The sequence below is a fragment of the Pseudoalteromonas sp. UG3-2 genome, assembly GCF_037120705.1.
Classification (GTDB): domain Bacteria; phylum Pseudomonadota; class Gammaproteobacteria; order Enterobacterales; family Alteromonadaceae; genus Pseudoalteromonas.
The window spans coordinates 437,854-452,424 of sequence record NZ_JAWLJU010000002.1 but is presented as its reverse complement, the minus strand read 5'-3'; the positions used below and the strand labels follow the sequence as shown (position 1 = coordinate 452,424).

The following is a 14,571-nucleotide window of genomic DNA, read 5'->3' as shown; positions in this document are numbered from 1 at the left end:
TATATGATAATATGCAGCGAAATGAATAAAATTACCAGTGTTATGAAGCGTCCGGTTTGTCCATCTTGTGATTTTCCTGTCACAACCTGTGTCTGTAGTTACCTAAGCCAACCCCTTAATAACCACATTGAAGTGGTGATTTTGCAGCACCCCAGCGAAACCAAAGTAGCAAAAAACACCGCAAAATTACTGGCGTTACAGTTACAGCACATTCAGCTAGTCGTCGGTGAAAGCGCCGCAGATTTTAGCGCAGTGCAAAGCTACCTTGCTAACCGAAAGGCGGCGTTACTTTACCCCAATAAACACGCACAAACACTCGCTGCAGGGGCGGCTGAAAAGCTCGAGCTTGATACCATTATTATCTTGGATGGCACCTGGAAAAAAGCCACTCGGCTGTATCAAAGTAATCACTGGCTGCATGATTTACCCAGCTTTAGCTTCGCGACTCATGATCAAAGTCACTACACCATTCGTAAGTCTAAGCATGAGTTCAGTTTATCCACATTAGAGGCCTGTGCACGCTTTTTAGATCTGGTCGAAGGCTGTGATGTCACCCAGTTATTGACGCTACAGCAAGGCATGGTGGAACAACAAATGAAATTTATGACACCCGATGTCCGTAGACGCTATCAAAATAAATAATGAAGCTTCCGAGAATACAACGCGGCTTTAAACGCCATGGGCCAGACTACCGCTTTGGCGACCAAGTGGATTTTGCCGAAATAAAACACACTTTTGGCTTTAAAACCATGACCATAGGTCATTGGGTGAAGCCAGAAGAAAAACACATTTCTGCCAATTTAATTTATGATGCGCTGGCCGATTTAGCTCAAATACTGCAGCTGCCACCTGCAACCATTGGCCTACGCAACACCCTAAATTTTGCCTTTGGCAGTGGCGGCCAACCTGGTGTTCAAGCCCACTATTGTGCCAGCTCCAATACCTTAGCATTAGCAAAAAACGCCGGCGGTGGCGCTCTAGCCCATGAATGGTGGCACGCCTTTGATCACTATATTTGTCAGCACCTGATTGCCAAACCCAGTCATGGCTTTGCTTCTGCGGCCTGGCTTAGAGCTAAACAGGTAAAGCCTCACGCACTAAATCGTTTGCTCGATAACTATTTTAGCAACACCTTTTTACAGCCCGATAAACAACGACCCAGTGACTTTTTTAGCGTGGCAAAAGTAGCCGATCAAGCCAATAAGCAAATTTACTACGCCATGCCCGAAGAGCTCAGCGCACGGATGTTTGAAGCGATCATTGCCTATCATGGCGATATTTCCAATGACTTTCTGGCCTCGGGAATTAAATACTCGGAGCTTGAACGTTTGGGGCTTTATCCCAGCCAAAAGCAATTGGCACGTTGTGCAGCCCCCTTGCTGGGGTACTTTAACGAACTAGGAAAGATTTTATATCATCAGAATCACTGACCTTGGTCAGCCAGCTAATATATTCATTAAAGGGCAAGGGCCGCGATATAAAATACCCTTGGGCGTAATCACAGCCATAGGCTTGTAAACGAATATAGCTATTAACGTCTTCCACCCCTTCAGCCACAACTTTAGAACCAAGGTTATGGGCCATATCGCAAGTCGCCTTACAGATGGTCTGATTGCTTTTAGAGGTTTCAATGTCCATGACAAAACTTTTGTCTATTTTCAATTCATCGAAACCAAGCTTACTCAAATAAGCAAGCGAGGAATACCCGGTGCCAAAATCATCAATAGCCACCTTTACGCCGATAGAGCGATAGTCGTCCAACACCCCTTGTAGCTCAGCCTCTTTGCCTATGGTTACCGACTCGGTGATTTCTATCATGATTTGCGATGGCGCTAAGGATAATTCGTTAATCAAGGTGATCAACTGTACCGAAAGCTCTTTACGATTTAGGTCACGACCGGAAATATTTATCGAAATAACGTGATCGGGCATCACTTGAGTGATCTGCGCTTGGTAATGCAAGGCCTGCTCTAACACCCATTCGGTTATTTCAAAAATCTGGCCTGAGGACTCAGCGATGGGAATAAACTCATCCGGAGGAATATACCCAAAATCAGGGTGCAGCCAGCGCAATAACGCCTCTGAACCAAAGACTTTGCCTGTCGTAAGGTTCACTTGCGGCTGAAAAAACAAACTAAATTGATTCTGCTCGATGGCCCCTTTCAAGTGCGAACTCAATTGCAACTGACGCTCGGAAGACATTGAGTTTTCAACGTCAAATAAATGCCAGCGTTGACCATTTTGCGATTTGGTATTGAGTGCCTGCAGTGCTCTTTGCACTAATTTTTCAGTAGTTTTAGCATGCATTGGGTGATTGGCTACCCCAACTTCAAGGCTATCTACTATTTTGGTGTCTTTAAAACCCACTCCCTCTTCAAATACTGAAGAAAGAATACAGACATATTGCTCGACCTGACTCACTTCAATCTTACCATCGAGGATAATGGCAAATACATCCTCTTCTAGGCGATAAATCTCAGTGTCGACCGGATTGGCGATCGCCGCGTTACCATAAGTATTGATTTGCTGAGAGACCTTTTTGAACAATTTGTTGATGTATTGGTTGGCAAAGCTCAGGCCAAAGTTCAGTTTGATGGTAGGCAGTATGAGCGGTTTAAATAACAATAAAGTGTGTGCTTTATTTTTAAGCTCCAGCTCTTCCAGTGCCGTAAATAGAGCAAACTTATTTGACAACTCAGTGTCTTTATCCACTCGAGTATATTTAATAAAATTCTTGCGACTTTCACTGTCGTGCCAAACCACAAACCCTAACAATAACACCAAGTGCGATGACACCAATAGATGAGTCAAAGAAGTGGACAACAGCATGGTTCTGGTTAATTGTCCCACGGCAAAAAGTCCCATCAGAAGCAGAATTGGCATCCACACTGCCCCACAAAACCACACTTCTTTACGGTTACTTTGCTGTTGTTGCAACAACACGGCCATAGCGACGGCCAGCGCCACTAATACCAATACCGCTTGCACTGCAAACGCGAGCTGACCGGCACTGATCACAATGGCTGCGGCCACCAACAAGTAACCATAAGCCATGCTTTGCGTCATGGTGTTGATGGTGCCTGTTAATCGTCGTCGAACTAAAAAGTGATAGAAAAATAATAAACAACAGCCCAGCGCCGCAGCCAATAAACTGCTACTGTACTGCATAACCGTGAGGGTGGTTTGATAGCTAAAGAAAACGTCTGTCAGGCCTTGATGAATAATATAAAACCCGCCTAATGACAAGATATAGCCTGCAATCGAGAGCAGGCTTGCTCTTTTTGACAATAGCCCAGTGGCGAACATGTAAACGCTCAACAGCAATAACACCCCGGAAAATACCCCACTGGCAAACAGGCGATTGTCGACTTGGCTATGATAATTAGCGTAGGAAGTAAGCGAGATCTGCGACTGCGACCGATACGGAGAAGTGATCTTGATGTATACGTGTTGCAGTCGCTTCGGCTCGTGTACTATTAAGTGGGGTGAGAAGTGACGCAGCGATGTGGTGACGTGCTCACCATCCAGCGCGGATAAACTTCCTGCGCTATCGCGGTGATAAAATGCAACCTGACCTAATAATGGCCGCTCCACAGTAAGGACAACGTCTTCGTTTAACCTGGTTTCATTGATGTTGGCTTTTAGCCAAACTGCTTGCGCTTTGGGCACGTAAAACTGGCTTTCAAGGGGCGCAAATTGTGCATTACTTAACTCCCCGTACGCAATCGCAAATGTCGCCACAGGGGTATTTGTCTGTTGTGTTTTATTATCGTCACTGGCAACACCTGGAAAGACCATGGCAAGTAAAGCACCAGCTAAAAAGACTGCTATTAGCGCCTGCCTTGCTACGCTCAGCCACATACCCTATCTCCTTGAGTATCGCACCTTACCACTAACACTAACACTAACACTAACACTAACAGGTTAATGGCATTCGCTATTATTTACCTAAAAAACAAACAAGAACAATGACTCACAATATGAGACCAAAGCGGCTTGCTGTTTAAATAATACATTCTCAAGTATGGTTGCTATGTGAATAAAACACAACTCGCTGGCTGTTTCATGATGTAACAGGAGATTAGGCAGGGTATTCGCTGACAATAGAGAAAACTCGCCAACCCAATCGTTGACGAGTATGGTGTTTAACTGTCGTCGCTAATTCGAGAAGCGATGGCGCCGCTTTGATCTTTGTATTTGGCGTCTTTGCGTTCGTTGTAAGGAAACTCAGCGACACTGGTCATGGTTTCAAAACTCATCGCACCAATTTTCATGTTTGGTCTCAGTGCCAATGGCAGCTTTCCAGAATTATAAAACTCCAACACGATATTGCCCGACCAACCCGGGTCGATACGATGCGCCGTGACGTGCACCATTAGACCCAAACGAGCCAATGACGAACGACCATCCAACCACCCCACTAAATCGGCAGGTAAGGTGACTTTTTCATAGGTCATGGCTAACGCCAGCTCACCGGGATGAAGGAAAAAAGCTTGGCCTTCATCTAACACAATCTCATCGCTCATGATGGATTCCATGGCGGCATTGATTTGCTCTTTCGGGCCACTTAAATCAACGTAGGGTGCTGCGTGGTCTTGAAACACGCGAAACTTATTACCTAGCCTAAGGTCCACCGTAACTCCAGAAATCATTTCTGGCTTTGGCGTCGGCTCTATTACGATTCGTTGCTGCTCTATTGCTTCTCGAATATGGGTATCCGATAATCTCATTGTTAATCTTCCGTCATCACAACCTCAACACCCGATGTTGAGTCTGATTGATAATATAACATACTGGCCACCAGTTGGGCACAATCGACATAATGATCCGCCACCTGATGGGCAGCATTTGCATCCTCGGATTGCTGCGTGGCGATAATATTGTCACCAGACTCGGTGGCGTTGCGAATGCTGTCGTGTAAAGGCACTTCAGCCAACAATGGCGCGCCATAACGGCTCGTCAGTTCAGTACCTTGAGCGGCACCAAAAATATCATTGCGACCACCACAGTGGTGACAGTTGAAATAACTCATATTTTCAATCAAACCTAAAATCGGCAATTGCACCTTTTCAAACATGGCAATGCCTTTTTGCGCATCGGCCAAGGCCAGTGTCTGAGGTGTTGTGACGATAACAGCACCACTGGCCGGCACTTTTTGGGTCATGGTTAATTGAATATCGCCAGTACCGGGGGGCATGTCGACTATCAGATAATCTAACTCGCCCCAATCGGTTTCATTTAATAGCTGTGTTAATGCCTGCGAAGCCATAGGGCCGCGCCACACGGTGGCATCTTCTGCTGCCACTAAAAAGCCGATTGACATCGCTTTAATGCCGTGACGTTCAATCGGTAATAATGTTTTGTCATCTTTTGCTTGCGGTTTTGCATTACCCATGGCCATCAAGCTTGGCAAAGACGGGCCATAAATATCGGCATCCAGCACCCCCACTTTGGCGCCTTGCGCAGATAAACCATATGCGAGGTTAATCGCAGACGTCGACTTACCCACGCCGCCCTTGCCCGAAGCCACCAAAATAATGTGCTTAATGGCTTTAAACTTAGGGCGTCCAACCACCACCACTTGAGTGTTTACTACCACGGGTTGGTCGAGTTTATTACTGAGAAACTCACTGAGCTGTTGCTCACAATTGAGTGCAAAGGGCAGGTTAATATTGACTGTCAACGCGTCTTTATTGTCTGCGACTTTGACTATCCAATTACTATCGATCCCCACAGGCAAAACGGCACTGCGGTATCCCTTTAGAAGTTCTGCAACGGCTTGTTTGCTGTTTTTTCCTTTAGCGAACCACTTTTCCAGTCCAAACATAAAAATTAAACTCCTAAGGATGATGAAAATAGCCTCGGAATTATGTAACATTCACTTCATTAAAACCAGTCAATTCGCGGTTCACGATATATTCGGTGGTGAGTTCTCATTTTTGTAGCCAGACTTGTGTTGGTGATAAAGCTGGCCACTGACATTATCAATAAAACAACAAATCGCGCCAAATTCATGGAATCGTTATGACGAAGAGAAAAATTCTCATTACTAGTGCACTACCCTATGCCAATGGTCCTACTCACCTAGGCCATTTGCTGGAGTACATCCAGACCGATATTTGGGCCCGCTTTCAAAAGCTCCAAGGTCATGAAACTTACTATGTTTGCGCCGATGATGCCCATGGCACACCGATCATGCTCAACGCGCAAAAACAAGGTATCACGCCCGAGGAAATGGTGAAGCAGGTCAGTGTTGAGCGCCAACGCGATTTTGCCGATTTCAATATTGAATTTGACAATTATCACAGTACCCATAGCGAAGAAAACCGCGAACTAAGCGAGCTTATCTACACTCGCCTTGATGATAAAGGCTACATTAAAAAGCGCACTATCTCGCAGTTATTTGACCCTGAAAAGCACATTTTCTTACCGGATCGCTTTGTCACTGGCACCTGCCCAACCTGTAAAGCCGAAGAACAAAACGGCGACAGCTGTGATGTCTGTGGTGCAACCTACAGCCCAACTGAGTTGATTGAGCCAAAATCGGTTATGTCTGGTGCTACCCCCATCTTAAAAGACTCAGAGCACTACTTCTTCGACTTGCCCGCATTTGAAGATATGTTGAAGTCTTGGCTGCGCTCTGGCAGCTTGCAATCAGAAATGGCCAACAAACTCGATGAATGGTTTGCCGACGGTTTGCAGCAATGGGACATTAGCCGTGATGCTCCCTACTTTGGCTTTGAGATCCCAGGCGCACCGGGGAAATATTTTTACGTTTGGCTAGATGCGCCAATCGGCTACATGGCCAGCTTTAAAAACCTATGCGATAAGCAAGGTCTTAATTTTGAAGAGTTTTGGGCCGAAGGCTCTGATGCTGAGCTGTATCATTTTATTGGTAAAGACATCATTTATTTCCACAGCCTATTTTGGCCTGCAATGCTTGAAGGCGCCAACTTCCGTAAGCCAAACAATGTTTTTGCTCACGGCTTTGTTACCGTTAATGGCGCCAAGATGTCTAAATCTAAAGGCACTTTCGTTAAAGCACGCACGTATTTAGAACACTTAGACCCTGAGTATCTTCGTTATTACTACGCGGCGAAACTAAACAGTGGCGTGACCGACCTGGATCTCAACTTAGAAGATTTTGCTCAACGAGTAAATTCTGACTTGGTTGGTAAGGTGGTGAATATTGCCAGTCGCTGTGCCGGCTTTATCACTAAGAAGTTTGACGGCAAGCTGAGCAGCACCATTATGGATGAGGCCCTGCTGAAAAGCTTTAGCGACGCCCAAGACACCATTGCTGAGCATTATGAAAATCGTGAGTTCAGCCGTGCTGTGCGCGAGATCATGACCTTAGCTGACAAAGCAAACCAGTTTATCGACGCCGAAGCGCCTTGGGTACTGGCTAAAAACGAAGACACCCTAGAGCGGGCGCACCAAGTTTGTTCATTGGGACTCAACCTATTCCGTGTCTTGATGACTTACTTGAAACCCATTTTGCCTGGTATGGCCGCCAATGTTGAGGCGTTCCTTAATACTGAGCTGCAGTGGTCTACTCTTTCTAGCCCATTGGTTGATCATGACATCAATAAGTTTAAGGCACTGATGCAGCGCGTTGATATGGATAAAGTCAACACCATGATTGAATCTTCAAAAGAAAGCTTAGAGAAAAAAGTCGGTGGTCAATCAAGCCCAGCCAAAGACCCAGACAGTCCTTTGGTAAAAGAGCCCATCGCCGCTGAAATTGAATTTGATGACTTTGCTAAAGTCGACCTGCGCATTGCCAAAATCGCCAATGCAGAGCATGTTGATGGCGCCGATAAGTTGTTAAAACTGACGTTAGACCTAGGTGGAGAAACACGCCAAGTGTTTGCAGGCATTAAGGCCGCGTATGCACCTGAAGACTTGATTGGCAAACACACCGTGATGGTGGCCAACCTTAAACCGCGTAAAATGCGCTTTGGTTTATCTGAAGGCATGGTTTTAGCTGCAGGGCCTGGTGGTAAAGAAATCTACATCTTAAACCCTGACGAAGGCTCACAGCCAGGTATGCGGGTAATGTAAGAGACTAAAACTGGATTGTGCAGCCATGCTGCTGCACAATCTGGCTTGCTTACTGTTTGACAATTACACCGTTTTTCATCACAAAGCTGACCTTTTCCATCACCCTAATGTCGTTTAACGGATCACCCGAAACGGCAATAATATCGGCCAACTTACCCACCTCCAATGAACCTAGCTGCTGTTGTTGTTGCAGTAAGGTCGCGGCATTAATAGTGGCCGCTTGCAAGGCTTGTAATTCAGTCATACCAAACTGCACCATACGACTAAATTGTTTGCCATTGTCGCCATGAGGGTAAACACCGGCATCTGAGCCAAACACCATCTTCACGCCGGCCTCTAATGCCTTAGTAAAGCTAGCACGCTGGGTTTTACCCACGGTGCGCTCTTTGTCTAAGCTTTCTTGCAAAATCCCTGCTTTTTCGCCCTCGGCAAGAATGTATTCGGTGGTGTAAATGTCCATTGAGAAATAGGTGCCCTGCTGTTTCGCCAACTGAATCGCTTCGTCATCAACAAAACTGACATGCTCAACTGAATCCACTCCGGCACGAATGGCCGCTTTAATGCCTTCGGTACCATGAGCATGGGCAGCCACGGTTACTCCCCTAAGCTTAGCTTCAGCGACCAGCGCCGTCATTTCCTCTTGAGAGTATTGCTGTGCCCCGACTTTAGTGCCTTTTGATAACACACCACCAGTGGCACAAAACTTAATCACATCGGCGCCATATTTAATGTTCTCGCGCACTTTCGCACGTACCGCCCATGGACCATCGGCAACCCCAGCCGCTTTTACTTGGTGTTCATGGGTCAACAAATTATTGTCGCAATGGCCGCCGGTGATCCCAAGCGAGGGGCCAGAAGCGTTGATCCGCGGCCCAGTTACATCGCCATCACGGATGGCGTCACGAAGGGCAAAATCGGCATAACCTGCCGCCCCTAAGTTGCGCACCGAAGTAAAGCCCGCTTGCAGTGTTCGCTGGGCGTTTCTCACGCCAGTAATGGCAGCTCGAGGAGCTGTACGCTGCAGCCTTTTGTAGCCGTGCACTTGGGCATCTGAAGTAAGATGGACATGCATATCGTAAAGACCAGGCAATAAGGTTTTGCCTGGCAAATCGATCACCTTCGCCCCTTGAGGGTACGCCATGCGATTGGATTTCGTTAATGAGGTGATTTTGTTGTCAGTGACAATTAATGTCGCTGGCGAAATCACTTTGCCGCTGACAACATCGAGTGCCGCTTCAGCATTAATAACGTAACTTTCTGCCTGAGCGTAATGACAAAAACACAGAGCAATGGTAGTGAGTATTCGTTTGTTCATAACTTCTCCTTTTTTTGCCAGTGTAGGAGCTAAACCATTCGCCAACAACTAATCACGACCAACTGAGGTAGCACGCTGTCTAATTATCACACCATTGAGCCACAACAAAGCAATGGCGGTGCAGGCGGCAATCACAGCAAATAACCCCCACATCAGCTTAGGCTGCGCCATCTCTTGCACCAATACTTTATAGCTCCAACCGGATAAAAATCCCGCAAACAAGAACCCCAGTGCCATGGAGACAAAGTAATAGCCCATATACAGTGCCGTCTGAGACTTGGGTGCGATGCTCGCGACAAACTCTTGGCTCTTTGGTGAAGCCAGCATTTCCCCTAAAGCAATTAACATAATCACGCTTACCACCAGTTGCCCGCTGATCCAACTGGCCCCCATTAGCAGCAATAAAAACGCCGCAACAATGACCACTAACCCAGATACTAAAACATAAAAAGGCTTAAACCTTTGACACAAAATGCTGACTAGGATTTGCGCCAACACAATCATGATAAAGTTTAAATTGATCAAATACTCTGGGTTAATTTGCCGATATTGCACCAGCTCATGAGCCATTTCAGTGGCTTGCGCTAAGCTCAGCGATTCACCAAGTTGGTGTATGTTCGTCAGGGAGCTGACCAGCAACTCAAGCTCGGTAATGGGCACATTGACTTTCAAGTGCACCCACTGTAGGCGTAACGCTTCCAGGTTAATCACTTCCTCAGCTTGGATCCGGGCAAACAGTGCAATGATTTCGTCTGCTAATGCAGCGACATTGACGTGAGCTAAAAACTCAGTTGCAGCAGGACCAAACCAGCTTAACAGGTCTTGAGTGTCGGCATAATCGCGAATATATAACGGCAAGGTATAAAATAACTGATTATAAACGGTCCAAAAGCCAGCCAAAATCAACAAATACAGCGCAAAGGTTGGATTACTCACCTGAGTGGGTTGTCGCCACCAGCTAGATGCGGTGAGTGCCGAAGCGCGCAGGTAGTTATCCCAAAGCCAGTTTGTTAACAGCCACAGTGCAATCAAACTAAGCGCCGAGGTATAACTGATAAACTCAACCCCAGCCGACATCAGCAGTGCCAACGAACAAAACAGTGTCAACGCTAAACGGCCATTACCTAAAACCGACTGCGCCGATTTAAAGGTGTCGCGTAACGACAGCTGGCTCTTTTGCGTATGGTCTTGGTAAAACAACAGGGTAATAAAATTCAGTAGGATCCATCCAGCTGACATCAAAAATACGGCATCCCAACTAATGGCACGCATGTAGCCTGCAACCAAAGGCCCAATAAAACCGCCAATGTTGACCATGGTATAAAAAATACCAAAGCCTAGGGCACGATTACCATCGTGGGTGCTATGGCTTACCGTCCCCACAACCACGGGCTTAAAACAGGCAGCACCAAATGCCACGGCACTTAACGCGGCAAAAAAGCTCCAAAAACTTTGTGCTTGACCCAATAAGTAATAGCCTGGAGCCATAATAATAAATGCCCATAAGAACATTTTTTTGTAACCCACGCGATCACCAACGGCACCGGTGAACACCGGCAATAAGTAAAGAAAAAACGGGATGATCCCTTGCACCGCTCCTCGCTCTATGTCGCTAAAGCCAATGCCGCCTTGTGACTTAGGTGTGGTCATGTAAATCGATGACACCGCAAAAAAGCCATACCAGGCGAGGCGCTCGAAAATCTCCATGATATTGGCAATATAAAAAGTGCGCCCGAAGGCAAATTTACCTTGCCTTGGCATGGCCATGTCAGTGTTTACCGCTGTGCCATTTTGTTGATTATTCATAATGACATTCCATTATTTTATTGTTAGATTATATTGCATACAATATACATAAATTAAAAATAAGAGCAAAACATAATGTCTTTTCAACCTCTTCGTCTTCGCCTTTTGGGGCTTGCGTCAACGTACCCTAAACAAAGGCTACGCCTGCTGTGTCGCCTGTTTTCAGTCGTTACTGCTATATTTTTAAGTGCCTGTGGGATCACCGCAACCAAGCCTTCGATTATTCCAAGTCCTTTGCAAATGCGAGCCGATGTTCAAGTCAGTGGACGCGTAAGCACACTGAACCACATCGATATACAGCATCTTGGTAAACGGATCCCCGCCACTTTCAGCGATGGCAAAATTCATAACTCGAGAGGTTATGACTGGTGGATAAGTAAACACTTCGCGCTAAAAAGTGATTTGCCCGAGCGCAAGGTCAGGCTTTACTTAGAGCTGTTGGAGATGTCTTACCCCCATTATGTTGAGTTGTTTGGCAAGGCACCTGCAGGGATTGATAAAAAACGTATTGCGGTTGTTTATGGTAGCTCTCGAGAGCGCACTCGCGAAGCCATGTTCGACGACGGTTTTACTCGCGGTGTGCACCAACATGCCGGAGGAGAAACCATGTTTTACAACCGTGCCGGCTATAATTTCCCCAGTCATCGTCACCATCATCAAAGGTATATCGTTATTCACGAAACCATGCATGCCTTTCATATGGCCTTATCGGGTCACTCAACGTGGGCGCCAAACTGGATCACTGAAGGCATGGCCGATGCCATTGCCAGCCATGTCTATTATCCCAACACCAACCAGCTGGCTGTTATGGTGTTTGACCGCGCTCCGATGAACTACCTACTCTCAGGCTTATATCAATACCACCAAGCCGGTCAGCCCACTTTTGAGGAAATTAATGACGACCCCGCGCTTAAGCGTGGTCTCAACTTTCTCATTATTCATTTTCTGCTGACAGATCCACAGCGTTATCACTACTTTAAACGCTTTATTAGCGAGCTTATGGCTGCAAATCCGCATTCAGAAGCGACCCTACCGACAGCAAATGCTTTGTTGAAGTCGACCTTTCCCAATTGGCAGCAGCTTGAAATTGACTTTGCTGACTTTGTTAACGCCGCCAAACCCAGCTTTTACATTGTTAATGGCCCGTGGGAGCAAAGTGGCAACGCGTATTGGCTACGAAATAGCAGCAGCAACAAACTGCAACGACTTGATATTGAGCCAAGCTTCGATGAAGTAAACCATGCTGTTATGGATTTCCCTGCACCATCTTACAGTAAACTGATAAACAACCAAGACAAGCAAGGCATTGCCGCCTTAATACAATTTCAAAGTGAGCAACTCCATCGTGGTGACATAGGCATGGCACTGCAGCTGCAACAACACAGCAATAGCGGCCAAGTAAAGCTTGGTAAACTGGAAGCCCAAGCCGCCGACTTTAGCCAAGATAATTTGCTGCAGTTTGTGATTGTTGATGGTGTTAAATTAGAAGTCAGCAGTAATCTTAACCTTTTTCCCACCCAAGTGATGGCATTGCAACCAGAGCTGCTCAAAGACATAAAACAGACTCTGCAACTGGGTATTAACTTACACCACAGCGATGAGGGTCTCGCCATTACCTTAACCAGTGAACATCATCAGCAACAGGCACGGTTTGATCACCCAACTCTGGCACTCGATGAGCTAAACTTGTCTCAGATAAGTTTATTAGGACGCAATAGTAATCACAGCATTACCCCATACTTTGCCGCTCACCGCTCGAGCGCTGCAAAAACTCATACAGCGAACCCTTGGTTATTTGCCCAGGCTCCGCTACTAAATCAGCTGTTTTCGAGCTGTATTTCTTTTGCGTCTGAACTGCCACAGTGTCAATCACAGCTCAGTGATTGGTTTAACAAACTGAGCGCCAACCGCATCAGTAATAATGACGTCAAAAGCATGACTACCACCCTTAAGCGTTGGCGTACTCACCTAGGTGATAAGGCATTGTTAGCACTCAGTGGAATAGATGTTCGGACATACTTTCATCAGGGTCGCCATTATCTTTACCTTAATAACCCCAGTCGTCACACCGCTACTGTAACACTTTCCAGTGTGTCTGAGGCGCTACAACTGGCTAGTGGCGAACATAGAATTGAACTTCCTGACGCCGCAGTACACAATTTGGCCATCAGCTGGTTGGGTCTGAATCATCGCACCCAGCTTGATACTCAAGCGCCGCCATTTGATGGGGTAAATATGGCCATTAACATTGGCGAAACCATCACCATCGAACTGTCAGGTCCCTACTCTGGCGACTCTTCGGGACATGTAACCGTCAACTTTATTGCTTATCAAGACTTCAGCAACAAACAGCCATTGTGGCAAAAAGCTGTCAGCTTTGCGCCCTACCAACAGCTCAAGTTTGCTGTTGCAGCACCAGCCAAAGCAAAGTCTGGCCTGATTGAAGTGATTGCCGAAGTTAATGTTGATGGTGAACCCATCAGACTGGTGGAGCGCCGTAATTGGTAACAATGGCACTAAGGATGTTAAGCGGCGGTGAGTCGCCGCTTATGACTGCGCCTTTGACAAGGCTTGCAAACACCGTAACGCTTGCTCAGCATGGTTTTCGGGAACAAAAATATGATCGTGATAAAAGCCTGCGATGACATTAGCACTGATGTTCTCAGCGGTTAATGCACGAGCAAACGCAGCGGTTAAGCCCACGGCCAGCAAGCTCGAGTGTACTTCTAAGGTGATCTTGTGCATGACACAACTGTATTCCAGCTGGTGTTTATCTGCACATGCTTTTGTCACCACCAGAGTCAAGCCTTCCTTTTCAACCATGGTGGCGATGGGCTCATAGTCGAGACAGGCACTCAGTGGTTTATCTAAGCTGCAAAAAACCACCGGAGTGCTATCTAAACGTGGTGAGATATCTTGCAATAAACAGGCTAAATCGGTTTCACCGCTCATTATTTACTCCTGTGGTTGCGAGATCTCTTGATGGCTCAAAAGCATCGTAGCGAGGTAATACCGCATCGAGCTCATCCCAGTTGGCTTTTGATGACACAAAGTTATGCGACAGTGGTCGCTCTGCAATGTCAGAATCTAAAATACCTAAACGCAGCCTTAGCCGTGCCGGATCGCTTGCGTTGGCGCTGTAGATGGGACTGGCACAGTGCTTACAAAAATAACGAGTGCGACCGGGCTTAAATTGAAACGAGCCCAGTGACTCTAACCCCGAGACAATAGTGAAGTCGGCCGTTTGCACAAAGCCGTTGGTGGCATATGCCGTCCCTGATGATTTCCGGCATAAGGAACAATGACAATGAATAATGTCACTGATAGGGCCGGTGATTTCAACTTTTACGGTGTTACATAAACAGCTCGCTTGATAGGTCATAATA

11 protein-coding genes are annotated in these 14,571 nt (G+C 46.5%); 4 read left to right on the top strand and 7 right to left on the bottom strand.

The window, feature by feature from the left end; translation table 11 throughout:
• Positions 1-21: 21 nt before the first annotated feature.
• Together R3P39_RS05385 and R3P39_RS05380 are read left to right on the top strand one after the other, a co-directional pair.
• The gene (locus tag R3P39_RS05385; protein WP_336566130.1) at positions 22-642 is read left to right on the top strand and encodes a tRNA-uridine aminocarboxypropyltransferase; all 621 of its coding nucleotides are present in this window, start codon (positions 22-24) and stop codon (positions 640-642) included.
• Positions 642-1,430 carry a CLCA_X family protein gene (locus R3P39_RS05380; RefSeq protein WP_336566128.1) on the top strand — a complete coding sequence of 263 codons (789 nt, stop codon included), beginning with the start codon at positions 642-644 and terminating at the stop codon, positions 1,428-1,430. Before R3P39_RS05385 ends, R3P39_RS05380 begins: the two co-directional genes overlap by 1 nt.
• Here R3P39_RS05380 and R3P39_RS05375 read toward each other — a convergent pair.
• The 3 genes from R3P39_RS05375 to apbC form a co-directional block, all read right to left on the bottom strand.
• The gene (locus tag R3P39_RS05375; protein ID WP_336566127.1) at positions 1,390-3,861 is read right to left on the bottom strand and encodes an EAL domain-containing protein; all 2,472 of its coding nucleotides are present in this window, start codon (positions 3,859-3,861) and stop codon (positions 1,390-1,392) included. The two genes, R3P39_RS05380 and R3P39_RS05375, sit on opposite strands and share 41 nt — an antisense overlap.
• Positions 3,862-4,145: 284 nt before the next feature.
• The gene (gene dcd / locus R3P39_RS05370; RefSeq protein WP_336566126.1) at positions 4,146-4,730 is read right to left on the bottom strand and encodes a dCTP deaminase; all 585 of its coding nucleotides are present in this window, start codon (positions 4,728-4,730) and stop codon (positions 4,146-4,148) included.
• A gap of 2 nt (positions 4,731-4,732) precedes the next feature.
• Positions 4,733-5,827, bottom strand: a complete 1,095-nt coding sequence (apbC, locus tag R3P39_RS05365) for an iron-sulfur cluster carrier protein ApbC (protein WP_336566125.1) — start codon at positions 5,825-5,827, stop codon at positions 4,733-4,735.
• A gap of 197 nt (positions 5,828-6,024) precedes the next feature.
• Here apbC and metG point away from each other — a divergent pair, with 197 nt between their 5' ends.
• Positions 6,025-8,064, top strand: coding sequence for a methionine--tRNA ligase (gene metG / locus R3P39_RS05360; RefSeq protein WP_336566124.1), 2,040 nt, complete (start codon positions 6,025-6,027; stop codon positions 8,062-8,064).
• A 49-nt stretch (positions 8,065-8,113) separates the two neighbouring features.
• On the opposite strand, the gene R3P39_RS05355 is transcribed toward metG, so the two are convergent.
• On the bottom strand, positions 8,114-9,379 hold the full coding sequence (locus R3P39_RS05355) for a Xaa-Pro dipeptidase (RefSeq protein ID WP_336566123.1): 1,266 nt from the start codon (positions 9,377-9,379) through the stop codon (positions 8,114-8,116).
• 48 nt (positions 9,380-9,427) lie between these two features.
• Positions 9,428-11,185, bottom strand: coding sequence for an MFS transporter (locus R3P39_RS05350; RefSeq protein WP_336566121.1), 1,758 nt, complete (start codon positions 11,183-11,185; stop codon positions 9,428-9,430).
• 75 nt (positions 11,186-11,260) lie between these two features.
• On the opposite strand from R3P39_RS05350, the gene R3P39_RS05345 reads away from it, so the two are divergent.
• A complete protein-coding gene (locus R3P39_RS05345) occupies positions 11,261-13,693 on the top strand; it encodes a hypothetical protein (protein ID WP_336566120.1) in 2,433 nt (810 codons plus the stop codon).
• A gap of 39 nt (positions 13,694-13,732) precedes the next feature.
• Here R3P39_RS05345 and R3P39_RS05340 read toward each other — a convergent pair whose 3' ends face one another.
• Together R3P39_RS05340 and R3P39_RS05335 are read right to left on the bottom strand one after the other, a co-directional pair.
• On the bottom strand, positions 13,733-14,137 hold the full coding sequence (locus R3P39_RS05340; RefSeq protein WP_336566118.1) for an ACT domain-containing protein: 405 nt from the start codon (positions 14,135-14,137) through the stop codon (positions 13,733-13,735).
• Entirely contained in the window at positions 14,127-14,567 is a 441-nt protein-coding gene (locus R3P39_RS05335; RefSeq protein WP_336566117.1) for a GFA family protein, read from the bottom strand. The genes R3P39_RS05340 and R3P39_RS05335 overlap by 11 nt, the downstream gene beginning before the upstream one ends.
• Positions 14,568-14,571: the final 4 nt, after the last annotated feature.